This window comes from Ruegeria sp. BF10 (genome assembly GCF_056538725.1).
In genome coordinates this window covers 15,486-39,293 of record NZ_JBQFTR010000003.1, presented here as the reverse complement: position 1 = coordinate 39,293, position 23,808 = coordinate 15,486, and the positions used below count along the sequence as shown (strand labels likewise).

At 58.6% G+C, this 23,808-nt stretch carries 30 protein-coding genes and 1 pseudogene; 23 read left to right on the top strand and 8 right to left on the bottom strand.

Annotation, left to right across the window (positions count from 1 at the left end):
- Positions 1–118 precede the first annotated feature (118 nt).
- Together ACR0DJ_RS13155 and ACR0DJ_RS13150 are read left to right on the top strand one after the other, a co-directional pair.
- Positions 119–700 carry an FMN-dependent NADH-azoreductase gene (locus ACR0DJ_RS13155; RefSeq protein ID WP_257600101.1) on the top strand — a complete coding sequence of 194 codons (582 nt, stop codon included), beginning with the start codon at positions 119–121 and terminating at the stop codon, positions 698–700.
- A 70-nt stretch (positions 701–770) separates the two neighbouring features.
- Positions 771–1,508: an aspartate/glutamate racemase family protein gene (locus tag ACR0DJ_RS13150; RefSeq protein WP_257600100.1), complete on the top strand. Its 738-nt coding sequence runs from the start codon at positions 771–773 to the stop codon at positions 1,506–1,508.
- On the opposite strand, the gene ACR0DJ_RS13145 is transcribed toward ACR0DJ_RS13150, so the two are convergent.
- Positions 1,509–2,039 (bottom strand): prolyl-tRNA synthetase associated domain-containing protein, encoded by a 531-nt coding sequence (locus ACR0DJ_RS13145; RefSeq protein ID WP_425080185.1) that lies wholly within the window; start codon positions 2,037–2,039, stop codon positions 1,509–1,511.
- An 89-nt stretch (positions 2,040–2,128) separates the two neighbouring features.
- On the opposite strand from ACR0DJ_RS13145, the gene ACR0DJ_RS13140 reads away from it, so the two are divergent.
- Together ACR0DJ_RS13140 and ACR0DJ_RS13135 are read left to right on the top strand one after the other, a co-directional pair.
- Positions 2,129–2,647: a hypothetical protein gene (locus ACR0DJ_RS13140; protein WP_257600098.1), complete on the top strand. Its 519-nt coding sequence runs from the start codon at positions 2,129–2,131 to the stop codon at positions 2,645–2,647.
- A 121-nt stretch (positions 2,648–2,768) separates the two neighbouring features.
- Positions 2,769–3,293, top strand: a complete 525-nt coding sequence (locus ACR0DJ_RS13135) for a hypothetical protein (RefSeq protein WP_480685262.1) — start codon at positions 2,769–2,771, stop codon at positions 3,291–3,293.
- Here the strand turns inward: ACR0DJ_RS13135 and ACR0DJ_RS13130 are convergent.
- A complete protein-coding gene (locus tag ACR0DJ_RS13130; RefSeq protein WP_480685261.1) occupies positions 3,290–4,177 on the bottom strand; it encodes a sulfotransferase domain-containing protein in 888 nt (295 codons plus the stop codon). The genes ACR0DJ_RS13135 and ACR0DJ_RS13130 overlap by 4 nt on opposite strands.
- Positions 4,178–4,427: 250 nt before the next feature.
- Between ACR0DJ_RS13130 and ffh the strand changes: the two genes are divergently transcribed.
- The 12 genes from ffh (at position 4,428) to ACR0DJ_RS13070 (ending at position 11,798) form a co-directional block, all read left to right on the top strand.
- Positions 4,428–5,924 carry a signal recognition particle protein gene (ffh, locus tag ACR0DJ_RS13125; RefSeq protein ID WP_170344787.1) on the top strand — a complete coding sequence of 499 codons (1,497 nt, stop codon included), beginning with the start codon at positions 4,428–4,430 and terminating at the stop codon, positions 5,922–5,924.
- A gap of 41 nt (positions 5,925–5,965) precedes the next feature.
- Positions 5,966–6,478 (top strand): GNAT family N-acetyltransferase, encoded by a 513-nt coding sequence (locus tag ACR0DJ_RS13120; RefSeq protein ID WP_480686275.1) that lies wholly within the window; start codon positions 5,966–5,968, stop codon positions 6,476–6,478.
- On the top strand, positions 6,475–7,026 hold the full coding sequence (locus tag ACR0DJ_RS13115; RefSeq protein WP_257600095.1) for a GNAT family N-acetyltransferase: 552 nt from the start codon (positions 6,475–6,477) through the stop codon (positions 7,024–7,026). The genes ACR0DJ_RS13120 and ACR0DJ_RS13115 overlap by 4 nt, the downstream gene beginning before the upstream one ends.
- Entirely contained in the window at positions 7,023–7,562 is a 540-nt protein-coding gene (locus tag ACR0DJ_RS13110; RefSeq protein WP_480685259.1) for a GNAT family N-acetyltransferase, read from the top strand. Before ACR0DJ_RS13115 ends, ACR0DJ_RS13110 begins: the two co-directional genes overlap by 4 nt.
- Positions 7,559–7,855, top strand: a complete 297-nt coding sequence (locus tag ACR0DJ_RS13105; protein WP_170344783.1) for a chorismate mutase — start codon at positions 7,559–7,561, stop codon at positions 7,853–7,855. The genes ACR0DJ_RS13110 and ACR0DJ_RS13105 overlap by 4 nt, the downstream gene beginning before the upstream one ends.
- Before the next feature lie 71 nt (positions 7,856–7,926).
- Positions 7,927–8,316: a 30S ribosomal protein S16 gene (gene rpsP / locus ACR0DJ_RS13100; RefSeq protein ID WP_010437590.1), complete on the top strand. Its 390-nt coding sequence runs from the start codon at positions 7,927–7,929 to the stop codon at positions 8,314–8,316.
- A 12-nt stretch (positions 8,317–8,328) separates the two neighbouring features.
- Entirely contained in the window at positions 8,329–8,964 is a 636-nt protein-coding gene (gene bluB / locus ACR0DJ_RS13095) for a 5,6-dimethylbenzimidazole synthase (RefSeq protein WP_480685258.1), read from the top strand.
- A 6-nt stretch (positions 8,965–8,970) separates the two neighbouring features.
- Positions 8,971–9,120, top strand: a complete 150-nt coding sequence (locus ACR0DJ_RS13090) for a hypothetical protein (protein WP_162896811.1) — start codon at positions 8,971–8,973, stop codon at positions 9,118–9,120.
- Positions 9,113–9,616: a ribosome maturation factor RimM gene (gene rimM / locus ACR0DJ_RS13085; RefSeq protein WP_480685257.1), complete on the top strand. Its 504-nt coding sequence runs from the start codon at positions 9,113–9,115 to the stop codon at positions 9,614–9,616. The genes ACR0DJ_RS13090 and rimM overlap by 8 nt, the downstream gene beginning before the upstream one ends.
- The gene (locus ACR0DJ_RS13080; protein ID WP_480685256.1) at positions 9,616–10,431 is read left to right on the top strand and encodes a hypothetical protein; all 816 of its coding nucleotides are present in this window, start codon (positions 9,616–9,618) and stop codon (positions 10,429–10,431) included. Before rimM ends, ACR0DJ_RS13080 begins: the two co-directional genes overlap by 1 nt.
- Positions 10,428–11,237, top strand: a complete 810-nt coding sequence (gene trmD, locus ACR0DJ_RS13075; RefSeq protein ID WP_480685255.1) for a tRNA (guanosine(37)-N1)-methyltransferase TrmD — start codon at positions 10,428–10,430, stop codon at positions 11,235–11,237. Before ACR0DJ_RS13080 ends, trmD begins: the two co-directional genes overlap by 4 nt.
- Before the next feature lie 135 nt (positions 11,238–11,372).
- On the top strand, positions 11,373–11,798 hold the full coding sequence (locus ACR0DJ_RS13070; protein WP_257600088.1) for a hypothetical protein: 426 nt from the start codon (positions 11,373–11,375) through the stop codon (positions 11,796–11,798).
- Here ACR0DJ_RS13070 and ACR0DJ_RS13065 read toward each other — a convergent pair.
- Positions 11,795–12,595: a glycoside hydrolase family 25 protein gene (locus ACR0DJ_RS13065; RefSeq protein WP_170344776.1), complete on the bottom strand. Its 801-nt coding sequence runs from the start codon at positions 12,593–12,595 to the stop codon at positions 11,795–11,797. The genes ACR0DJ_RS13070 and ACR0DJ_RS13065 overlap by 4 nt on opposite strands.
- 370 nt (positions 12,596–12,965) lie before the next feature.
- Here ACR0DJ_RS13065 and rplS point away from each other — a divergent pair, with 370 nt between their 5' ends.
- The 3 genes from rplS to ACR0DJ_RS13050 all read left to right on the top strand — a co-directional run bounded on the left by rplS (position 12,966) and on the right by ACR0DJ_RS13050 (position 13,975).
- Positions 12,966–13,349, top strand: coding sequence for a 50S ribosomal protein L19 (gene rplS / locus ACR0DJ_RS13060; protein WP_152457026.1), 384 nt, complete (start codon positions 12,966–12,968; stop codon positions 13,347–13,349).
- 11 nt (positions 13,350–13,360) lie between these two features.
- On the top strand, positions 13,361–13,582 hold the full coding sequence (gene rpmE, locus ACR0DJ_RS13055) for a 50S ribosomal protein L31 (RefSeq protein ID WP_480685254.1): 222 nt from the start codon (positions 13,361–13,363) through the stop codon (positions 13,580–13,582).
- A 165-nt stretch (positions 13,583–13,747) separates the two neighbouring features.
- Positions 13,748–13,975 (top strand): hypothetical protein, encoded by a 228-nt coding sequence (locus ACR0DJ_RS13050; RefSeq protein WP_480685253.1) that lies wholly within the window; start codon positions 13,748–13,750, stop codon positions 13,973–13,975.
- A gap of 8 nt (positions 13,976–13,983) precedes the next feature.
- Here the strand turns inward: ACR0DJ_RS13050 and ACR0DJ_RS13045 are convergent, their stop codons facing one another.
- Entirely contained in the window at positions 13,984–15,579 is a 1,596-nt protein-coding gene (locus ACR0DJ_RS13045; RefSeq protein ID WP_480685252.1) for an MFS transporter, read from the bottom strand.
- 77 nt (positions 15,580–15,656) lie between these two features.
- A complete protein-coding gene (locus ACR0DJ_RS13040; RefSeq protein WP_480685251.1) occupies positions 15,657–16,544 on the bottom strand; it encodes an AEC family transporter in 888 nt (295 codons plus the stop codon).
- A 217-nt stretch (positions 16,545–16,761) separates the two neighbouring features.
- Here ACR0DJ_RS13040 and ACR0DJ_RS13035 point away from each other — a divergent pair, with 217 nt between their 5' ends.
- Positions 16,762–17,571 carry a division plane positioning ATPase MipZ gene (locus ACR0DJ_RS13035; RefSeq protein ID WP_152457022.1) on the top strand — a complete coding sequence of 270 codons (810 nt, stop codon included), beginning with the start codon at positions 16,762–16,764 and terminating at the stop codon, positions 17,569–17,571.
- Positions 17,572–17,662: 91 nt separating this feature from the next.
- On the opposite strand, the gene ACR0DJ_RS13030 is transcribed toward ACR0DJ_RS13035, so the two are convergent.
- Positions 17,663–18,148, bottom strand: a complete 486-nt coding sequence (locus ACR0DJ_RS13030; protein ID WP_170344772.1) for a GNAT family N-acetyltransferase — start codon at positions 18,146–18,148, stop codon at positions 17,663–17,665.
- A gap of 478 nt (positions 18,149–18,626) precedes the next feature.
- On the opposite strand from ACR0DJ_RS13030, the pseudogene ACR0DJ_RS13025 reads away from it, so the two are divergent.
- Positions 18,627–18,867: pseudogene (locus ACR0DJ_RS13025) on the top strand (transposase); the annotation flags it as partial.
- A gap of 285 nt (positions 18,868–19,152) precedes the next feature.
- Here the strand turns inward: ACR0DJ_RS13025 and ACR0DJ_RS13020 are convergent.
- Complete coding sequence (locus ACR0DJ_RS13020; RefSeq protein ID WP_257600083.1) at positions 19,153–20,403, bottom strand: adenylate/guanylate cyclase domain-containing protein; 1,251 nt, start codon at positions 20,401–20,403, stop codon at positions 19,153–19,155.
- Positions 20,404–20,463: 60 nt separating this feature from the next.
- Positions 20,464–20,916 (bottom strand): MarR family winged helix-turn-helix transcriptional regulator, encoded by a 453-nt coding sequence (locus ACR0DJ_RS13015; RefSeq protein ID WP_170344770.1) that lies wholly within the window; start codon positions 20,914–20,916, stop codon positions 20,464–20,466.
- Positions 20,917–20,973: 57 nt separating this feature from the next.
- Between ACR0DJ_RS13015 and hmgA the strand changes: the two genes are divergently transcribed.
- Both hmgA and fahA read left to right on the top strand, forming a co-directional pair.
- Positions 20,974–22,329 carry a homogentisate 1,2-dioxygenase gene (hmgA, locus tag ACR0DJ_RS13010; protein ID WP_152457011.1) on the top strand — a complete coding sequence of 452 codons (1,356 nt, stop codon included), beginning with the start codon at positions 20,974–20,976 and terminating at the stop codon, positions 22,327–22,329.
- A 217-nt stretch (positions 22,330–22,546) separates the two neighbouring features.
- On the top strand, positions 22,547–23,803 hold the full coding sequence (fahA, locus tag ACR0DJ_RS13005) for a fumarylacetoacetase (RefSeq protein WP_170344768.1): 1,257 nt from the start codon (positions 22,547–22,549) through the stop codon (positions 23,801–23,803).
- Positions 23,804–23,808: the final 5 nt, after the last annotated feature.

Below are 23,808 nucleotides of genomic sequence, written 5' to 3'. Positions count from 1 at the left end.
CAATGTCGTCACTGTGCAATTTCCAACAATAACTGTTGATATATCCGAGTTTTGTTCACCAGCGCAATAATCATATTGGGCGCAGGACAAGATTCCCGTGACCCAAAGGACCAGAACAATGGCTAAAACTATCCTTCATATCGACTCTTCCGCCCGCCGCGTGAACTCGACCACGCGCGATCTGTCTGACCGTGTGGTCAAGCAACTGGGCGCATATCGCATCATCCGTCGTGATCTGGCTACCCCCCTGCCCCTGCTGACGGAAGACTGGATCGCCGCCAATTTCACCCCCGCCGACCAGCGCGACGATCTTCAACGCGACCGGCTGGCCCTGTCGGATGAACTGGTTTCCGAATTGCAAGACGCCGACACCATCGTCATCGGCCTGCCGATCTACAACTTCTCGGTCCCCGCGGCGTTCAAGGCGTGGATCGACCTGGTTGCCCGCGCGGGTCTGACCTTTTCCTACACGGAAAACGGCCCCAAAGGCCTGCTGGAAGGAAAACGTGCCATTCTGGCCATCGCATCGGGCGGTGTTCCCGTCGGATCCGAAGCAGATTTCGCCACCAATTACGCACGCCACGTTCTGGGTTTCATCGGCATTCATGACGTCGACGTCATCGCCGCGGATCAGATGGCCGTGAACCCGGATGCGGCGCTGGAACATGCCCACAAGGCCGTAGCCGAGCTTGCTGCCTGATCGCCTCTGGCCAACAGGCGCTGAAACGTCCAGTCTGCCAGCGAGCAAACAGGCAGACTGGATGGGCCGCATGAAGAAAATCGGCATTCTGGGCGGTGTGGGCTGGGCCTCGACCGTCGATTACTACCGGGCGATTGCCGAAGGGGCTGGGCGTTGTTTCGCTGAACGTGGTCACGGCTCGCCTTTGCCAATCCCACCGATGACCATCGAATCCGTTACGCAGGCCAGAACGCGCGCCCTGCGCGGTGTCGCCGGGGATGAGGCAAGCTGGGCGGATTTTGACGCGGTGTTCCGCGACGCCCTGCTGACTCTCGAACGCGCCGGGTGCGATTTCGGCATCATCGCGTCCAACACCCCCCATGCGCGGCTTCACGCGATACGGCAGGGTGTCTCGATGCCGATCCTCAGCATCTTTGACGCGACCGCCGAAGCCACTGCAAGAACCGGCGCGTCCAAGGCTCTGGTCTTGGGAACAGCCGTGACGATGCAGGCCACCAACTATGCCGATCGTCTGGCCGCCGAAGGCATTGCCGCGAATGAACAGCTGCCCGAACCCGAGATTTCCCAGATGCAGACCATGATCGACAGTGATTTCTATGGTGGTGCGTCTGACATGGCCCGCGCCCGACTTCTGGCGTTTTGCGACAAGCATGCCAGCCCCGGAACCGCGATCCTGCTGGCCTGTACCGAGCTTCCACTGGCTTTTCCGAACCACCTGGACGATCCGGTGTTCGAGGCTGACGGACACCTGTTCGTCAACCCGTCAGCCGCGCATGTCGCCGCCGCATTGAAAGAGGCATTGACGTAATCAGGGCAACCAGGTGATCTCGCACCCGATGCGATCGAAGAAGGCCATCATATCGGCCCGCGTCAGGGCCACGGTGCGGTCATTGACAAGGGGGTGCATGTAAATCACCTCGGCCTGCTGCGCCGCCGCATCCATGAAGAACCGTACATCATTCTGAACACCGTTGATCATCGCCAGCGGACTGACCGCGCCGGGGCGTATGCCGAGGTTCTGCAACAGCCGGTCCGCCGAGCCGAAGGACAGGTTGCCTAGGCCCAACTCGGCCCCCAAAGCTTTGAGATCAATCTCGCGGCTTTGTTCCAAGGTCACCAGATAGTTGCGCTTTTTCTTGTCGCGCAGATACAGATTCTTGACCCGCAGCGCGTTCTCTCCCGGCACCTTGAACTGGTCTTCGACGGCCTTGGCATCCTCAACCGTACGCAAAGGCACATGGGTATGCAGGCGATAGGCCAGCCCCCAATCTTCCATCTGCGTCAACAATGCGTCGGAGCTCAGCGGTAGTGTGTCCTGATAGGCGGATGAAGCGTCCATGAAACCCTCCTGTTTGGACTGCTCATCGCGCACCAAGGCTTGGAATTCAAGCGCGGGACATACAATCGCCCGGGTGATATCCTGCCCGAATGAAAGTCGCGCGCAACACACCCCAACAGCTGATCCTCAGCGATACCCCTTGGTTCTTCGGAATTCTGTTTGCTTTGAACACCCTGATTTTCGCAGCGCTTGGCCTGTTGCTGACATGGGCTGGCGGGTCGGCTTTCTGGTACGGGTTGAGCATGATCATCTTTGGTGGCGCTATGGGTTTATGGAGCTTTCACCTGCTGGTGAGACGCGTTCAGGTAATATTTGACCGGACCAAGGGCACGTTGGTGATCCGTCAGAAATCCATTTTCGGATATGAAGCCATAGAGCACGCTCTGTCCGACCTGTCCCATGCAGAAGTAGAAACCATACTGAACAAGCCCGCATGGTTGTTCGCAAGCCGTCATCGTCCGGTTCTGTTGCTGGACAAGGGTATGAGTGCGGGTCGTCATCCGATCATCCAAGCTTTTTCGACCGGAACCTGTGCCGAACGCATTACCGGCACGGTCAATGACTGGCTTGCTGCGCGTGGAAGTGACCCCGGCAACCGCTCTGCCTGAAATCAACGAGATGCGGTCTTTTTGCCTGCCTGTTTTTGCCTGCCTGTTTGCAATTCCATTCCCGCAAGGCGCGGGCAAATCAAACTGGAACAGGGTGTTGGAACAGTGCTAGCGTACCGCCATGAAAGTGACCCGAGACACCCCGAACCAACTGATCATCGCCAATACGCCCTGGTTCATCGGTATCATGCTGGTCATTTTCATTCTGGCCTTTGTCGGCCCCGGGATTTTCCTGATGAGCACGGGCGGCGAAGGCATCTGGTTCGGCCTGATCTTCGCCCTTGGCGGAGGTGGTCTTGGCTTTGGTGCGTTTTGCGTTTTCGTAAGGCGGGTTCAGATCATCCTGGATCGGCACAAGGACAGTATCCTGATCCGCCGCCAATCCGTTTTCGGGTATGAAGCGGTTGAACACAAACTGTCCAACCTGTCCCACGCTGAAGTCGAAAGTACGACATCCCGCGGCAAAAACGGCACCTCGACGCTGTATCGCCCGGTCCTTGTTCTTGAGAAAGGCATGAGTGCGGGTCGCCATCCCATTGTCGAAGCGTTTTCCAGCGGCTCCGGCTCTCACCGGTTGGCCGAGGCGGTGAATGACTGGCTTCCATCGAAGCCTGCCCAAGACCATCGCGAAGCCGGGACGGATTAAGCGGCCAGGCCGCGTTCCAGCCACAAGCGTTCTTCGGCTGAGACCAGCTGGGACATGCAGGCGTCATATCGCGCCATGTCCTGCTCGGTCAGCTTGCCCTCCCACTTGTTGCTTGTGCCCGAAAAGAAGAACTGCGCAAAGTCGTGAAAACCACTGGTGAATCCGGGGGTTTGCTTTAGACGAATGGCATTGTTTTTCATCGATCCGAAACTGCCGGCTTCGGCGATATCCTTGACCAGGTCCGCGTCAATTTCGATGTCCATGATCCGTGCAAGCCGCGCGACCTGTCCCGGAAGATCCCGGCTGAGCTCGGCATAGTGCAGAAAATGGATGTTGGGCAGGTCGCGATACACCCAAAAGGAATGGAAGTGATGAATGATCGATCTGAGGGTCAGGTCATCTGTGCCCTTGGACGACGCGGGCCGGGTCAAAAACATGTCGAAAGCTTCCGACAGATCTTCGGGGAAGAGGTAATCAAGCCAGTCATGCTTCATATTCTCGACATGGCGGCGCAGGGAAAAATGAATGTCAACCGGATGACGGTGAACAACCAGATATTGCGCATTTGGCGAGAACACGATGCCATCAAGCGGGGTATGTGTCTTGATACAGCGCCGATGGCTTTGCGCACTCAGGTCATCCGCCTGCGCGACCCGATCGCGAAAACTGCAATCAAGCCACGGTGAGACTTTGTTGTCGTACACGCCGGGGTCGGCCGTTTCGGTGATGAGCATGCGCACCAGTGTTTGCGTCCAAGTGGTGCCGCATTTGGGCGGTGTGCACACAAAGACGTCGCTGGGCCGTATCTCGAATCCGGACCAGATATCGGTGTTGGTGACTTCGCCGACATAGTCGGTCGTCTTTCGCGGCGGACCGTTCTTCATTGCCCCCTCCCTCTGCTGCATTCACGCAGAATAACCCGCAATGTGACACCCATACAGCTTATCTTGACTCACGCGGCCCAGAGGCGTAGATGACGCCCCAACATCCGGAAGCGTTTGATCTTCCGGTCCCTCGAGTCGTTCAGGGATCGCCCCCCACCAGCGAGTTTCGCCCGTGGGGGCGTTTGTGCATTGACCCGTCTGCCCTTATCTATGGGGCGCCAAATCAGAACCGGCTAAGGAGGCCGCAGGCATGTTTGAAAATCTATCCGAACGCCTCTCTGGCGTCTTCGACCGGTTGACCAAACAGGGCGCCCTGTCTGAAGAAGACGTCAAAACCGCCCTGCGCGAGGTCCGCGTTGCCCTGCTTGAGGCCGACGTCTCGCTGCCGGTTGCCCGGGAATTCGTCAAGAAGGTGCAGGAACAGGCGACCGGTCAGGCGGTCACCAAGTCGATCACACCCGGCCAGCAGGTCGTCAAGATCGTGCATGACGCTTTGGTTGACACCCTGCGTGGCGAGGAAGACCCCGGTGCGTTGAAGATCGACAACCCGCCTGCCCCGATCCTGATGGTCGGCTTGCAGGGCTCGGGCAAGACGACGACCACCGGCAAGCTGGCGAAACGTCTGAAAGAGAAAGAGGGCAAGAAGGTCCTGATGGCCTCGCTGGACGTCTACCGCCCGGCGGCGATGGATCAGCTGGCGGTTCTGGGCACGCAGGTTGGTGTGGACACTCTGCCGATCGTGCCGGGCCAGAAACCGGTCGATATTGCCAAACGCGCCAAGCAACAGGCAACGCTGGGCGGCTATGACGTCTATATGCTGGACACCGCGGGTCGTCTGCATATCGACGAGGTTCTGATGGACGAGGTCGAGCAGGTCCGCAACGCCGTTGACCCGCGCGAGACGCTGCTGGTGGTTGACGGCCTGACCGGTCAGGTCGCCGTCGAGGTGGCCGAGGAGTTCGACGCCAAGGTCGGCATCTCGGGCGTGGTCCTGACCCGGATGGACGGTGACGGGCGCGGCGGTGCGGCCCTGTCGATGCGCGCCGTGACCGGCAAGCCGATCCGCTTTGTTGGTCTGGGCGAGAAGATGGACGCGCTCGAAACTTTCGAGCCGGACCGGATCGCCGGTCGTATTCTGGGCATGGGCGACATCGTTGCCCTGGTCGAAAAGGCCCAGGAAACGATGGAGATGGAACAGACCGAGCGCATGATGAAGCGCATGGTCAAGGGTCAGTTCAACATGAACGACCTGAAGATGCAGCTTGAACAGATGATCCAGATGGGCGGCATGCAGGGCATGATGGGCATGATGCCGGGCATGGGCAAGATGGCCAAGCAGATGGATCAGGCCGGTCTGGACGACAGGATTCTGCGCCAGCAGATCGCCATGATCCAGTCGATGACCAAGCGCGAACGCGCGAACCCGCAGATCCTTCAGGCCAGCCGCAAAAAGCGTATCGCAGCGGGGTCCGGGATGGAGGTCAGCGACCTCAACAAGCTGCTCAAGATGCACCGGCAGATGTCGGACATGATGAAGAAGATGGGCAAGATGGGCAAAGGCAAGATGCTGAAACAGGCCATGAAAGGCATGTTCGGCAAAGGCGGCCCCAGCCCCGAGGACATGGCCGCAGGCATGGATCCCAAGGCGCTGGAACAGGCGGCCAAGGCCATGGGCGGCAAGATGCCCGGTCTGGGTGGCGGCATGGGTCTGCCACCGGGCCTGAGCGGGTTCGGAAAGAAAAAGTGACGCCAGCACGCTGCACCCAGCCCCCGTCCGGAAAGGCGGCGATGGCAGCAGCGCAATACCGCGCAGCTCTGCCGGTCATTCAGACCCGGCGGCTGGTTCTGCGTGCGCCCACTCTGGACGACCTGCCGGTGTGGACGTCGATCTGCAAAGACAGCTTTGGCGATTCCGACCGAGAAGCCTGGACCGAGTTTTCCTATTATACCTCGGGCTGGCTTCTGCATGGTCACGGGCTGTTCTCGGTCACGCTCAGGGATGATGATCGGGCAATTGGCTTCGTCGTTCTGGGCCTGGAATGGGACGATCACGAACCGGAACTTGGCTATATGTTCAGCGCTGAAAACCGCATGCAGGGCTATGCCACCGAAGCTTGCGCCGCCGTGCGTGATTTCGGATTTGACCTGCTCGGATCGGGGCAGTTCGTAAGCTACGTTTCACAATCCAACACCCGTTCGAACGCACTTGCACAACGACTGGGCGCAGCGCGTGATGCCAACGCAGAAAGCGCCTTTGGACCAACCCAGCATGTCTGGCGGTACAGCGAGGTGCAGGAATGACATTCGCGATGCCAATCCCGACGCTGGAAACCGAACGTCTGATCATGCGTGCGCCGTCCGAGGCTGATGTCAGCGCGGACACTACCTTCTTTGCCAGCGACGCCGCGAAGTTCGTCGGCGGTCCCCTGCGCAAGGATGAGGTATGGCGGGTGGTTGCCTCTCTGCTGGGCCACTGGGCCCTGCGCGGCTATGGGTATTGGAGCGTCGATGAAAAGGACACCGGCACCTATGTCGGGCGGATCGGGCTTTGGTTTCCCGAAGGCTGGCCGGAACCCGAGGTCGGCTGGACCCTGTTGAACCACGCCACAGGCAAGGGCTATGCGACCGAGGCCGCGCTGACTGCACGCGCCTACGCCTATGATGTACTGGGTTGGGAAACCGCGATTTCACTGATCGACCAGGACAATCACGCCAGCAAGGCCGTGGCCAAGCGTCTGGGCGCACAGTTCGAGCATCACTATGACCACCCCAAATTCGGAAAGTCCGAAATCTGGCGGCACCCGGCACCCTCGGATCTGGTGAATGGCGGAGTGGAGGCTTACGCATGACCTCTTTCACCATCCCCACGCTCGAGACCGAACGCCTGATCCTGCGCGCGCCGCATCTGGATGACCTGCCGGCGATGACCGCATTCTTCGCGACCGCGCGCAGCCAAATGGTGGGCGGCCCCAGGGATGCGTTCGAATGCTGGAACTCGTTGTCGAACCGGCTGGGTCATTGGGCGCTGCGGGGTTACGGCCTTTGGCACCTGACCGAAAAGGCCGGCGGCACATTCGTCGGCTGGGCCGGAATGATCTACGTGCCGGGCTGGGCCGAACCGGAACTGGGTTGGACCCTGATGGAAGAAGCCGAAGGCAAGGGGCTGGCCTTTGAAGCTGCATCGGCTGCGCGTGACCATGCCGCCCGGCACCAAGGCCTGAACGGTGTGATCTCGTACATCGCCCATGCAAATGATCGTTCGCGCGCTTTGGCTGAACGGCTTGGTGCAACGCTTGAGCTTGAGAATGCCGAACTTCTGGGCAAGCACGCTCAGATCTGGCGCCACCCGCAGATAGACTTGACCACCGAGAGGACCGGCCAATGACCAACCCCGTGACACAGGCTGCCACGCTGTTGAAAGAGCATCGCGAAAGCATCGACCGGCTGGACGCGATCCTCGTCTATACGCTGGGCGAGCGGTTCAAGCACACGCAGGCCGTTGGCAAGCTCAAGGCCGAACACGACCTTCCCCCGTCCGATCCCTCGCGCGAAGCTGCGCAGATCGCACGGTTAGAAGACCTGGCGAATGAGGCCGATCTGGACCCCGATTTCGCCAAGGCTTTCCTGAATTTCATCATTCAGGAAGTCATCCGACACCACCGGAAGCATCAAGAGTGAACCTCCGGTTCAACAAACACCAGAACTAACCGGCACCCACGCCGGATACGCCATTCAAAGGAGATACCACCATGGCAATGAAAATTCGTCTCGCCCGCGGCGGCTCGAAAAAGCGTCCCTTCTACCGCATCGTGGCTGCTGACAGCCGCATGCCGCGCGATGGCCGTTTCATCGAGAAACTGGGCACCTACAACCCGCTGCTGCCGAAAGACAGCGAAGAGCGCGTGAAAATGAACATGGAGCGCATCCAGTACTGGCTGGACCAGGGCGCACAGCCCACCGACCGTATCGCGCGTATGCTGGAAGCGGCCGGTGCCCGTGACAAGGCCGAGCGCAACAACCCCAACAAGGGCACCCCGGGCAAGAAAGCCCAGGAGCGCGCCGAAGAGAAAGCCGCCAAGGCTGCTGAAGCAGCCGAAGCCGCTGCTGCTCCGGCAGAAGAAGCCGCAGCAGAAGAATAAGCAGGCGCACGCGTGCGGGATCACCCCTTTACAGACGATTTTCGCACGCAGTTCGACCTGTTGTTGCGGCTCCGGCGGGATGTGCGCCGGTTCCGCACCGATGCGATTGACGAGGCAGTGCTGGCGCGCTGCCTCGACGCATTTCGACTGGCCCCTTCAGTGGGGCTCAGCGAACCCTGGCGCGTGATCCGCGTCGAAAGCGAAGCGGCAAGAGCCGCAGCGCTGAAGAATTTTCGCACCGCCAATGACCACGCTTTGGCGGGCTACTCGGGTGACAAGGCGCAGCTGTACAGCAGCCTGAAGCTGTCCGGGATGCAGGAAGCGCCCGTGCAACTGGCCGTCTTCTGCGACGACAGCACCGAAAAAGGGCTAAGACTTGGCGCCGGTACGATGCCCGAGATGCGGCGCTATTCTGTCGTGTCCGCGATCACTTTGTTCTGGCTTGCACTTCGGGTCGAAGGTCTGGGGCTGGGCTGGGTTTCCATTCTGGACCCCGACAAGATGAAGCGCGATCTGAATGTTCCTGAAACCTGGCGCCTGATCGGCTATTTCTGTGTCGGCCGGCCGGAACAGATGTCGGATACGCCTGAACTGGAACAGGTCGGCTGGGAAACCCGGGCGCAGGGCCTGGCGATCGAAACACGGTAAGACCTCATGTTCGGATTGATACGACTTCCCATTCTGCTGCTGATCGCCTTTATTGTGGGCGTGTTCTTCGAGCGCAACAACCAGCGCGAAGCCTGCAACGGGCTTGGCGAATGGAGAAACGGGATATGTTTGACGACTGGGGCAGCCAATGAGTGATCTGATCTGCGTCGGCAGCATTGCCGGGGCTTACGGTGTGCGAGGCGAGGTGAGGCTGAAAAGCTTTTGCGCCGTTCCCGAAGATATCGAGACCTATTCGCCGCTGACCGATGAAGCGGGCAAAGAGCGTTATCCGGTGGTATTGACGCGCACCATCAAGAACGGATTCGCGGCCCGCCTTGGTGGCGTTGAAACCAAGGAACAAGCGGATGCCCTGAATGGTTTGCGCCTTTATGCAAGGCGCGATCAGCTGCCTTCGCTGCCCGATGATGAGTTCTACCACAACGATCTGATCGGGCTGGATGTCTATGACACCGGAGGCACCCTGCTGGGCAAGGTCAAATCGGTGCAGAACCACGGGGCCGCGGACTTGTTGGAATTGCACGGGCCGGGCCTGAAGACCACGGTTTTTCTGCCTTTCACGATGCAAGTTGTACCCACGGTGGATCTGGAACAAGGCAGTATCGTGGCCGACCCGCCCGAAGGCCTGATCTGATGCGTCGGGTCCTGCTGCATCTGGGCCTGCACAAGACAGGCATGACCGCAGCACAGTCCTTCCTCCACGAAAACCGGAAACTGATCTGGCCACGCTTCGCATTGGTTCTGCCCTACAAGACGCGCAACAGCGGCTTGAGCGAGGCGGCCACGCGTCACTCGCTTTACCGGCTGGATTCCACATTGGCGGGTTTTGGAAGCCACCTGCACGCGTTTCTGGACGATCTGGATTTCGGCGCACGCCGGGGGTTGATCCTGAGCGAAGAGAATTTCGCAGGCTTGCGCCCCAGCAGAAACAAGCGTGAAGGTTACGGCGCCGCACCGGAACTGGCGGAAACTCTGGTCAGCGTCGTGCGGCGGCGGTTCCTGGGCAATCAGACCGATATCACGATCTACATATCCTTGCGCGCCCGCGATCAATGGCTGCGGAGCCTGTGGGCCCATGACTTGCAGAAATCACGCATGGTGCAGGATTTGGACGCCTTTTCTTCCGACCTTGCCCATCTGCCATCCCTTCACGAAACCGCTGACGCCGTCCGAAGCCGGCTGCCATCCGTTACCGTCAGAACGGAATGGATGGAGGCGTTGCAGAATCACCGCCTTGGTGCGGGTGCGCCGTTGGCCGAATTTCTGAACCTGCCGCCCGAGCTTTCGTCACAGCTTGTCGGGCCCGCTCAGGGCACGCCTGCATTTTCAGACGATGTGCTACAGGAAATCCTGGCGCTGAACCGATCCTCGCTGGACGACGCCGCCATGATCGCCCAGAAGAAAGCACTGATTCACTCCGCACAGAACGAACTGGCCCGCCAGATATGACAGAGAAACCCAGCAGATCCCATGGCCGCAAGGCGATCCGTCCTGCCCTGAAACCACGCGAGCTGATGACGCCGAGCCCTGACCTGCACGGGGTCTGGAAAGCCAAGATCATCACTCTGTTCCCGTCCGCCTTTCCCGGTGTTCTTGGCGAAAGCCTGACAGGCAAGGCCTTGCAGGAAGGGCTCTGGCAACTGGAAACAGTGGATTTGCGACAGTTCGGTATAGGCAAACACCGCAACGTTGATGACACCCCGGCCGGGGGTGGCGCCGGCATGGTTCTGCGGGCCGATGTTCTGGGTGACGCGATCGAGCATGCGATGGCAGGCGTTCAAGGGAACTGGCCGCTGATCTACCTCAGCCCGCGCGGGCGCCGCATGGATCAGCGCATGATGCAGAATCTTGCCCGTTGTGACGGCATGACCCTTCTGTGCGGTCGTTTTGAAGGCGTGGACGAGCGCGTTTTGGAACATTATGGCGTGCAAGAGGTGTCGTTGGGTGATTTCGTCATGACCGGCGGCGAAATCGCGGCACAAGCCCTGATCGATGCCACAGTACGGCTAATTCCCGGAGTGCTTGGAAATCAGGCTTCGACCGAAGAGGAAAGCTTTGCCTCGGGTCTGCTGGAGCACCCCCAGTATACCCGCCCCGCAGATTGGAAAGGGCGTCCGATCCCCGAGGTTCTGATGTCGGGCCATCATGGCCGGATCGCGGAATGGCGGCATAAAATGGCACAAGACATCACGCGCGAACGGCGTCCTGATATCTGGGCGGAATATGTCAAAGCCACATCGGAAACCCAGGACTAGACCCACTTGTTGTGGCCGGGATGCCTCAGTTTCGATGTTTGTCAGAATGCCATTTGAAGTTGAACGTACCTGAACTTATTCACCTCCAGGTCCCATAGGTTTTTTTGGGCAACAAGAAGTGAAACAGAAGGCATTATGAAAAAGCTATTTCTTGGCATGTTACTGGTTGCCTCCGCCTGCACCACCAAACCGCTCGGGATGTCCGTTCCGACGCAAGCCGGTCACAATCTGCATTCTGCGAAGGTTGCCGTTGATTCCTGTTCTCAGGAAGCTGACGAGGGCGGCAACAGCGCCGTAATCGGTGGATATGCAACCAATATCCTGCTTTGGGGCATCGTCATCGGGCCTGCGGTCACCGCACCGTTTCAGGACGAGTTGCGCGCGCAGGGTGAAATCGATCAGGTTGACCGCTGCCTGCGTGCACGCGGTTTCGAACGACGCGAACTGACCGCGGGTGAGTCGTTCTGGGTGCGCAATGCTTTCGGTGACGAACGCGAACGGCGGCTGGACCACCTGGTCGGGGGCGGCACTATTGAAACCTACGGAACACCGAACTCCTAACGCCGTGCTTTCCAACTGGCCCAAGTCTCTGGGGTGCCGTTGAACGTGTTGATGTCCACCCGGCCCTGTACCCCCGGCACCAGACCGGTGCCGGTGTATTGCCAAAACCGCCAGACCGTGCGGGGATAGACCTGACGCGGATGGCCCGCGACGGATCGCAACCAGAACTCGGTTTTGGGCAAACGCCCGATATCCGTATCCGCGAAGAAATCCACTGTCGTATAGACGATGGGACGCCGGCCATAGTGTCGTTCGAGAATGTCCAGAAAGCGCTGCGCTTCGGCGCGGATGGTTCTGCCATCGGGCCGCAACGTGCAGGTCTTGGAATGCGGTGTCCACTCCATGTCAAGCACATGCGGCAGGTCTGCCCCTTTCGGCACGTTCTGAATGAACCAACGCGCCTGTTCCCGGGCCGATCGGCAGAAATAATAGTAGTGATACGCCCCCCAGGGTACGCCCGCCGCCTGCGCACCGCGCCTGTGGTCGTCGAACATCGGATCCGCCACATCGCCTCCTTCGGTCGCTTTCAGAAACGCAAAGCTCACGCCCGAAGCTTTGGCCGTGCGCCAGTCTATCGGTCCCTGCCAGCGCGAGACGTCAAGCCCATGGATCGGATACAATCCGGGATGACGACCGTCCCAATCATGCGGATCGGCGTCACCAAAATCAGGGTAGATTACGGACGGTGCTGTCCTGTCCACGCCCGGCGTGGGTTCCACGACCTGCGGTTTCGGGCCGCCGCGTCCGCACGACACAAGCAAAGCGGCTGCAATCGTCAGCGTAAGTGCAATTCGCATCATTGGGTCCTGACTGAAATTTCTGCTCTTTCAATTTTCTTCAGAATGCCTGATCTGACCGCTGTGGCAACGGTGTGATTTTCGAAAGGCGGATTCCCACTGCCCTGCCACACGATTTGTCCTTGATCCCGGCACATAATACCCTTAAACGACCCCAATCCGGTGCCGCATTCTGCGACTCCGGTGTTTTGGTTTGATTGGTGGCTTGAAGCCCGGCTTTCTTCGGCGGGGATGTGTCAGATCAGACCAGACCAAAGGAACATTCGATCTGACCTCTGGCGGGCTGCGTGCAGGACCCGGTGAAGACCAAGAGCTCTCAGGCCGTGCCCAAACTTCGTGGACCAACCACGAGCAGATAGGAGAACCTGCGATGGACCTGATCGCACAGCTTGAGGCGGAACAGATTGCCGCCCTGGGGAAAGACATCCCCGACTTCAAAGCCGGTGACACCATCCGTGTCGGCTATAAGGTGACCGAAGGGTCGCGCACCCGTGTGCAGAACTACGAAGGCGTCTGCATCGCGCGCAACAACGGCAATGGCATTGCCGGGTCGTTCACCGTTCGCAAGATTTCGTTTGGCGAAGGCGTGGAGCGTGTGTTCCCGCTGTATTCGACCAACATCGACAGCATCACCGTTGTCCGCCGTGGCCGCGTTCGTCGCGCCAAACTGTACTATCTGCGCACCCGCCGCGGTAAATCCGCGCGTATCGCAGAAGTCACCAACTACAAGCCCAAGGCTGGCGCCGAAGCGTAAGGAACGGAAAGATGAAAAAAGAAATCCATCCCGATTATCACGTCATCGACGTCAAAATGACCGATGGCACCGTGGTTCAGATGAAGTCCACCTGGGGCGCCGAAGGCGATCAGCTGGCTCTGGAAATCGACCCCTCCGTGCACCCTGCATGGACTGGTGGCTCGTCGCGCCTGATGGACGCCGGCGGCCGCGTGTCGAAGTTCAAAAAGAAATACGAAGGTCTGGGCTTCTAAGTCTGACTGGTTTCGCATTCGAAAGGCCGTCCCTTGGGGGCGGCCTTTTTCTTGGAAGCTTCCATGTGTCTTATGGACGCGACAGCGGACAAGATGCGTTTTGGCACAGGCCCAGTGATGCTACACTCCGGGTGACCAACGCCCAGCTTCCACGGAGACCCGGACATGCCCCAGTACAACGACATGATCGAGCTATCGGTCGAGGATATGGATCTGATTGAAACGGCATTGCGCGGGTCGATCGCGACGTTGTCACAAGCTGCACCGGACGAACCAGAGAACAGCAGGACCAGCCGGGAAGACACATTGCGGCGCATTCACGAACTTCTGGGCAAGCTGCACGATCAGAAGGTCTTTTTTCGTCCTCAAAAGGGGGTGTACCTCGGCGGTTAGGGACAAGGTTATCGCGGTTTGCGGGTCAAGTCCGCCGCACTGTGTACGGGCGGAACCGGCCCACGCAACAACATCAGTGCCAGAGCCATCCCGGCCAGCGCCGCAATCGCGGCAACCAACATGGCATTGTCAAAGGCGTTGTCCTGCATATCCCGCAGGGCCTTCGCCAATGTATTTCCCGTTGCCGGATCCATCCCCGAGATCAATTGCTGTATCTGGCTCGGTGTTCCATGTGTCAGCGCATGGGCCAGATCCTCGCGCTGGGTTGACCCGGCAGGCAACGCGTCGATCACCTCGGACAGACCACGGCGTTTCGTGATTGCTTCAGCCAGGCCTCCGACCACGGCGCCAAGTGTTGCTCCGAAATAGAGACAGGCATTTATGACCCCCGAACCCTGCCCGACGTGTTGCTCGGGCAGCAGGCGCAGACCAAGACGAGGCAACAGCGAAAAGCAGATGCCCAGCCCGACCCCGACGATCAGCAGCTTCCACCAGATTTCGGAAAACTGCGTGGTGTTCGTGGTTGCCATCAACAGCAGGAACCCGCAGGCCATTGCCCCCAGGCCAATGGCGATCGGCCACTGAAAGCTGTAGGGGGCAAGAAAGCGGGGCGCGGTGACCGATATCACAAACATGCTGAGGCTGAGCGGCATGATCGCCAGCCCCGCACCGATGGACGAAAACCCAAAAGCATCGGGCGATTGGACGAATGTGTTGAAATAGACAAAGAAGCAGAACAGCGTAAAGCCGGTAAAGAACATCCCCGCCGCCGCCATCAGATAACGCGGATGGCGAAAGTACCGAAGCTCGATCAGGGGGTCGTCGCTGTGGCGGGATACGATGACAAGGGCAATTGCCGACACGGTCGCCACGCCCAGAGGCACCAGTGTCAGAGGCGAAGTCCACCCGCCGCTTTCACCGTTGCTGAGCGCAAAGGATAAGGGCCCGAGGAAAAACAATATGACAACGGCCCCCGCAAAATCGAACTTTGCCCCGGCAAGGCGGGTATCGGGAACATATTTCCGTTTGCTGACATGCAGCCCGATGGCAAAGGCCACAGCCAGCAGAACCAGGTCGGCTGCAAAAACCGCGCGCCAACTTACATAATGGCCGAATGCGCCGCCGACGACAGGCCCGACACCAATCGCCAGTCCGACAATCGCCCCCCAGATGCCGGTGACGCTGGCGCGCTGCTCCTCGGGCGTGGCTGCCGTCAACAATGACAAAGAGGTGCCAAACAACGCCGCCGCGCCTGCACCTTGCGCGCAGCGCCCGACGAGCAGCATGGCCCCATCCTGCGCCAACAGGGCCGAGGCTGACCCGATTGCAAAGACGATCATGCCAATGAAGAAAACACCCATCTTGCCGGTGATGTCCCCCAACCGGCTAACGATACAGACAAGCGTCGCGCTGGTCACGGAATACGCGGCCATCACCCATTGCACTCCTGAAGGGGTCAAATCGAACTCGGCCTTGAGGTTGGGCAAGATGGTGGTCACAGCAGTGGTGTTGAACCCCACGACCATCATGCAGATGGCCGTCATGGCCAGCACCACGCGGGCGCGGGACTGCGGAGATACATTCGCCGAGCTCTCGTCGCCCATAAAACACCCACTGACCAAGACTGTTGAATACAATCAACATCAGTTTAACGATTTCTGGCCTTGCGCATAGGGGTGCGTCAGATCCAGTAAGACAGCGCAACGGGCAGCACCAGGACGGTGCTGAGCGTCGAGACAAGAATGAACCCGGCCACATCTGGCCCGTATTCCGGAACATGCTGGTCGACGAACAGATAAGTCGCCACGGATGAAGGCATCAGGCAACACAGAATCAGCGCGCCCCGCTCGGTTCCCGTGAAACCAAACAACCAGATCAGAACACTGGCAATTGCAACGGCCATCGCCAGATGCAGGGCCGTCAGCAGAACCGCACGACCCAGGCTTTTCACACGCAGCGTCGCGAGCGTATGCCCCAGTGTCAGCAGCATAAGCGGAATCGACAATCCACCCAAGATGTCAAAGGACTTCGCGACCGGTTGCGGCAGGCTCTGCCCCGTTGCCATCAGGATCAGAGCGAGGCCCACAGCGTAGATAATCGGGGACGTCGCCAGTTTCCTGGGCGAGAATTCTCCGGCCGGGATCCACATGCCGACGGTAAAGATGCTGATCAGCACCACCACCACGAACGCCATGGTATAGGCCATACCTGCATCGCCCAGCGCCAGCAAAGTGATTGGCAGGCCGATATTGCCGACATTCCCGTGCATCAACGGCGTCAGAAATGCCCTCACCGGCAAGCGAAGAACCTTGAGCCCGACATATCCCAAAACCCCGAAACCGGCCACCGCAAGGGCAGCGGCGGTCATCATGTCAAGAAACGTGCCCACGGCCAGTTTGGTGTTCGACAGATGAGAAATGATCAATGTCGGATAGCCGACTTTTGAGACGATCCCGCCAATGACCCTGTTGTCGAAAGGCGCCTGAATCACGGCCAGAGCATAGCCAATTCCAGCGCAGATCAGAACTGGCAAAACCACGTTCAGTACGTTCAGGAACAGGTGCTCCAAACAGAATTCTCCTTGCTGAAACCGTTTTTCGACAGTGAATCAGCGCCATTGCAATGGCAAGCACCCTGTGTAACCCGTGCACGGCGTTGGGTTTTCCCGATTAGAGTCTGATAATGCCCGAAAGCGCCGCTTGAGGTTCTTTCCTTCGCCGCCGACACAACATATAGTGGCTGACAACAACGTGTAGTGAAGCACGGCGAGACTTGGGAATACAAGCATGGCACATATCATTGTGGTCGGGAACGAAAAGGGTGGCGCAGGCAAATCGACCGTGTCGATGCATGTGGCGACCGCGCTGGCCCGATTGGGACACAAGGTCAGCACGTTGGATCTGGACCTGCGCCAGCGCAGTCTGGGACGATACTTCGAGAACCGCAACAACTTCCTCAAAAGCTCGGACCTGACTCTGCCCAGCCCGCGCCACCATGACCTGCCCGAGATCGACGCCGCAACGTTGAAACCGGGCGAGAACATCTATGACCATCGACTGTCTGCTGCCGTATCCCAACTGGAAAGCGACAGCGACTTTATTCTGATCGACTGCCCGGGGTCTCATACCCGTCTGAGTCAGGTGGCGCATTCACTGGCCGACACGCTGATCACCCCGTTGAACGACAGCTTCATTGACTTCGACCTTTTGGCGCGGATCGACTCGAAGGGAGAGAAGATCCTTGGCCCGTCCGTCTATTCCGAAATGGTCTGGAATGCTCGTCAACTGCGGGCACAGGCCGGGCTGAAGCCGATCGACTGGGTCGTCGTTCGCAACCGGGTCGGTACGCAGCGCATGGTCAACAAGGAAAAGATGCAGCGCGCGATCGAGATGCTGTCCCAGCGCATCGGCTTTCGGGTCGCCTCGGGCTTTTCCGAGCGGGTTATCTTCCGCGAACTGTTCCCGCGCGGCCTGACCCTGCTGGACCTGAAGGACATCGGCGTCAAACAGCTGAACATCTCGAACATCGCCGCCCGGCAGGAACTGCGTGACATGATGAAAGAGCTGAACCTGCCGGGTGTGGAGATTGATTTCTGATCTGTTGTTTCGGCGGCCGCTCTGCGGACAAAGCTGCCGTTCCGTTTGGAGGGCCGTATGTCCGTTTAGCTGAGGGTCAGTAAGCTTTGCTTCAAAGTCCCATACTCATCTCATGCCAAGCCATTCCTCCGTGGTCGGAAGCAGACCGTCTCAGGTAGCTATAGCCGAACTTCTCATAGAGCGACACATGATGCTCTTTGCACATCAGATGGATCGTTGCCTTGTTCATCTGCTGCATGCGCCTGACAAACTCATCCATCAGAGACCTTGAATAACCCTTGCCTTGTTCGGTCGGGTCTACGACGACGGACATGATGACCACATTGGGCGCGTCAGGGTCGTGGCCGATAAGTTCCTTGAACTCCTCGTTAGACATTTCAACCACATGAGCGCATCCGCAGTTGATAAAGCCAACGACCGTTCCATCCACTTCAAGGATCAGAAAGCCATCGGGGTAGGTCTCGATCCGTTTGCAGATTTTGGCGTGTGTCGCAGCCTCTTCACCTTCGTAAGCCGCGGTCTCGATTTCGAAGCAGCGATCCGCATCGGCGGCTTGGGCATTTCTAAACTCGCGCATACAGTTCTCCTATGTCTTATGGAGAAATATAGCCCAAGAAACCCGAAGCTGTCTCGCGGCCGGCAAAGCGTATCGATAACCAGACAAAGGCGCGAATTGCGGCCTCTGCCGATTTGGCTCGAACTGTTCATCTGACGGTTTCTGTAGGTCATCCGCTCGGTTCAGGCGAAATCAAAATCCGGCGAGCGGGACAAAGATGCCAGTCGGTGCACGCGCATAATCACAAAGAATTTGCAAAAGTCAGAAGCGAACGGCCGAAACGATGACGGACGGAGCCGGGACCAGAAAACCGCCATTGTGTTTCATACCTTGAGAGCGAGTATGTGCCGCCAGATCAGAGCGAATTGCGTCTCGCTTTATGACTGGCTGCGCTCCCAAAAGCGATGCTGCGCATGTCTGACATCCGCTCTCATGGAACAGAATAGGTTGATTGCGTAGCGGAGGATTTCAGGCTCATCGTAACCATTAGATAGTGGAGATGAGAATGAAGTCCGGGAAACACAAAGTACCGGCAGAGAGGGTCGTCAAAGACATCCGCAGGAAGACGCGGCGACAACATTCAGCAGAGGAAAAGATCCGCATTGTTTTGGATGGGCTTCGTGGTGAGGACAGCATAGCGGAGTTGTGTCGCCGCGAAAGAATAGCCACGAGCCTGTATTACAGTTGGTCGAAAGAGTTCCTTGAGGCTGGCAAGAAGCGGTTAGCTGGATTGGCCCGGCCTTCGCGCTCCATCTTCTCAAAATCATTGAGGTCGGTCATGCATCCTCAAAAACAGGCCAGCGTAGCATCAGCAATTTTCTGAAGCCAATGGAAGCGCTCTTTGCGCAGGACGATAGCCTCCCGGCAGTCTTGCCACGACCTCCGCTGGAAGCTCAAACCAGCTATTGGATTAAAGTCGCATTTTTCTTGAACATTCGGGCTAACCCGCCGCTCGTGTCCAGCTGAACCGAGAAGTGCCATCACGTCTTTCAGCTTCGGTACCGCTGAACGAAATAACCGCAGTTTCACTTGGTTTCTGATGGCCCGCCGGGACTGTATACCGTAAACAGCTCCTTCGGCTCATTCACACCGCGAAGCATGTAGCGGCCGACCGAGACAAGTTCCTGCGCGCAGCGCTGTGCAGCGCGGGCGACGTCGTCCGAGATCAGGATCCTCTGACCCAAAGACCGGTGCATTCCCGCGATGCGGGCGGCCTGGTTGACAGCCGGGCCGATCACGGTGAAATCCAGCCGCGTTTCGGACCCGATATTGCCATAGAGAATCTCGCCCGAATGCAGGGCCAGCGTGTAGTTGACCACCGGCAGACCTTGCGCGCGGCGTCTTGCGTTCAATTCATCCATGCGGGACTGCAACAAGGGCACGGCATCAAGCGCGGCACGGGCGTCTTCGTCGATCTCTCCGACATCGAACATTGCCATCAGCCCGTCACCCATGAATTTCAGGATGTTACCGCCCTTGTCATGCACCACACCCACGGCAACGGCCAGATAGTCGTTCAGCATGTCGATGATCTCATGGCCCGGCAGGTCTTCGGACAGCGTGGTGAAGCCTTCGAGGTCGAAATTCCAGATCACCGCATCGATTTGCTGCAAGGACCCGCGCCGAATTTCACCCGACAGAACCCGGCGACCGGCATCCCGGCCCAGGTAGACCCGCATCAGGTCCTTGGCCAGATCGTGGTTCTTGGCGGATTTGAGCGCCAGCCCCAGATGCGGCAGTACAGTTTGTATTCGGTTCAGATCACTGTCTTCGAATCCGTTCGGCGCGTCGCTGGTCCAGGACATCAGAACGCCATCGCTGACCTTTTTCGTGCCGTCCGGGCGCAGCTGTTTCGCCCCTTCATATGACAGGCCCGTGGCATAATAATCGGTTGCTCCGACTTCGCGCAGATCGTTCAGCAGGGGAAAGCGGCTGGGTTCGTTGTGCTCGACCAGTTTGACCCGGATTTCATCCAGATCTTCATTCAGCAGCGCATAGAGAGGGCTTTGCTGCCAAACTTCGCTGGGCGTGTCCGTGTATTCAAACGTCTCGGATTCGCCACCCGCGCCGTTGTACCAGCTGTAACCGGTGCCGCCGTAAACCGGATGCAGGGTCGATTGCGCCGCATGAAAGCGCATCAACGGAACACCCATATCTACCAATCGGGTACAAAACCCTTCCAACAACTCTTCTTGCCCGGCGCCCTCAAGCCCCTTGTTGACCAGCCAATCGATCAGAGAATCTGTGGAAGCCGAAGCGGAATCTAGCGAGGTCATTTTAATGTCCGTATCAAGCATGATCCCCATTTGGGGGCTACACGCATCAATTGCCATAGGTCAGTCCAAACCGGACAACCTTTGCAGCATTTGACGCAACAACGCGGCCTCTTCCGGTTTGAACAGGCCTGACAGTTTCGCATCGTACTTGGCAGCAACACCGCGCAGGTCACGATACACAGCCTGTCCTGCCGGTGTCAGTGTCAGCCATTCCGCCCGCCGATCCGCTTCGTCCCGCGTGCGTTTCAGATATCGACGCTCTTCCAGCTTGGCGACCGCACGGCTGATCTTGGTTTTGTGCATTCTGGCACGCGCGCCGATTTCCTTGGCGGTCATCTCGCCAAACAGCCCCAGATGGAACAACACCCGCCATTCGGTTCTGAGCATCCCATAGCGGCCCTTGTAAACGGCCTGAAACTCAAGCGAAGCCCGCTCGGCCGCCTGATTCAGCAGGAAGGGCAGAAAATTCTGCAAATCAAAGTCATCATTTTTTTCGGATTCATCGTGTGTCATGCTTGTTAGTTACAAAATCAACTATTAACCGACAAGCAGCAAACGGAGGAAAACGCAATGAATCGTCCGACTGATCCGCATACGCTGACACAGGCTGCGACGCCTGTCGGAACTCATGCAGGCTATATGCCAGGCTTTGGGAACGACTTTGAAACCGAGGCCCTGCCCGAGGCCCTGCCGCAAGGCATGAACAGCCCGCAACGGTGCAACTATGGTCTTTACGGAGAGCAGCTGAGTGGCACGGCCTTTACCGCCAACCCACCCGAGCGCACCTGGTGCTATCGTATTCGCCCATCCGTAAAGCATTCACATCGTTATGAAAAAATCGATCTGCCCTACTGGAAATCGGCCCCCTGCATTGATCCGGATGTGATCAGCCTTGGCCAGTACCGCTGGGATCCCATCCCGCATTCCGACGAAGGTCTGAACTGGATGACGGGTATGCGGACCATGACGACCGCAGGTGACGTGAACACGCAGGTCGGCATGGCAAGCCACATCTATCTGGTCACGGAATCCATGGTGGATGACTATTTCTTCTCGGCTGATTCCGAATTGCTGGTTGTGCCACAGGAAGGGCGCCTGCGATTTGCGACAGAACTGGGAATCATCGACTTGGAACCCAAGGAAATCGCGATCATTCCACGCGGTTTGCTGTACCGGGTCGAGGTTCTGGAAGGCCCTGCGCGCGGCTTTGTCTGCGAGAATTACGGTCAGAAGTTTGAACTGCCGGGTCGCGGACCAATCGGTGCCAACTGCATGGCCAACCCGCGCGACTTCAAGGCACCGGTGGCCGCTTATGAGGATCGTGAAACCCCTTCTACCGTGACAATCAAATGGTGCGGGCAATTCCACACAACCAAGATCGGCCACAGTCCACTGGATGTCGTGGCATGGCACGGCAACTATGCGCCCTATAAATACGACCTGCGCAACTATTGCCCCGTCGGCGCGATCCTGTTTGACCATCCCGACCCGTCGATCTTTACCGTTCTGACGGCTCCGTCCGGCCAGCCCGGCACGGCCAATATCGACTTTGTCCTGTTCCGCGAACGCTGGATGGTGATGGAAGACACGTTCCGCCCGCCGTGGTACCACAAGAACATCATGTCCGAGCTGATGGGCAACATCTACGGCCAGTACGACGCGAAACCTCAGGGCTTTGTTCCCGGCGGCACAAGCCTGCACAACATGATGATCCCGCATGGCCCCGACAGGGAAGCCTTCGACAAGGCGTCATACTCCAATCTGGGGCCGGACAAGCTGGACCAGACAATGTCGTTCATGTTCGAAACCCGTTTCCCGCAGCACCTGACCCCGTTTGCCGCCACCGAGGCGCCGTTGCAGGATGATTACATCGACTGCTGGACATCGCTTGAGAAGAAGTTCGACGGAACGCCGGGCAAGAAATGAACCGCCATTGGTTCAGTTTCATTGCCGTCGTCCTGCCCGCGCTGAACATGCCGGAGTTGAACCGGTTGCCGACCCGACACGCCTCGGCAACCGGTGTGCAGCGATGCCTCGTGCATATGACATGCCACAACCGCGGCGGCTTCGTGCTATTGCTATCTCCGTTCCAAAGCCAAAATCCTTCCGAACCTCTTAGAACATAACAAAATAGGGGCAAGACATGCCTTTGATGACTTCCTGGGTTGCGTCGGCCAATGACGCGACACATCCGTTCCCACTGAACAACCTGCCTTATGGTGTCTTCTCGACCGAAGGCGATGATCCGCGCTGCGGCGTGGCCATCGGTGACATGATCCTCGACGTCACCGCCGCCGAAGCCGAGGGGTTGATCTCCCTGACCGATGAGCCTCTGTTCGACATGCCGTTCTGGAACCCCCTCATGGAAGAAGGTCCGGCCGTCTGGACCGCGCTGCGCGAACGGCTGATCAGCCTTCTGGCCGAAGGTTCAGATGAACAAGCCAAGGTCGAGCCGCTGCTTGTCAAACAAGAAGATGCGGAAATGCATCTGCCCTTTGCGGTCAGCGAATACACCGACTTTTATGCGGGTCGAAACCATGCCTTCAACGTGGGCACCATGTTCCGGGGGCCGGAAAACGCCCTGCCGCCGAACTGGCTGCACATTCCCATTGGTTACAACGGACGTGCATCTTCGGTCGTGGTATCGGGCACGGATATTCGCCGCCCCTGGGGTCAGCTGAAAGCCCCCGATCAGGACTTGCCCGCCTTCCTGCCCAGCCGTCGCTTTGACATCGAGCTTGAGATGGGCGCGATTGTCGGAACACCCTCAGATGGTCCGATCACCGTGCAGGAAGCGGATGACAATATTTTCGGCTACGTGCTTCTGAATGACTGGTCCGCACGGGACATCCAGGCATGGGAATATCAGCCGCTGGGCCCGTTTCAGGCAAAGGCCACGGCAACCTCGATCAGCCCGTGGATCGTGACCAGGGCGGCGCTCGAGCCATTCCGCTGTGACACGCCGCCCCGCGAAATCGAACTGCTGGATCACCTCAAGGATTGCGGCCCGATGCTCTATGACATCGATCTGGCGATCACCATGGCACCTGCCGGGCAACCCGCCACGACGATTGCCCGGACCAACTACAACCAGATGTACTATTCCGCTGCGCAGCAATTGGCGCATCACACCACATCAGGATGCCCGATGAACACGGGCGACCTGCTGGGGTCGGGCACGATCTCGGGGCCGACGAAGGACAGCCGCGGTTCGCTTCTGGAACTCAGTTGGGGCGGCAAGGAACCGATCACACTGGATACCGGCGAATCCCGCAGCTTCATCGAGGACGGCGATACCCTGACCCTTAAAGGGGCTGCCAAGGGCGATGGCTACACGATCGGCTTCGGCGACTGTGTGGGCAAGCTGCTGCCCGCGCTCGAGAACCCTTACGAAAGATGACGCAC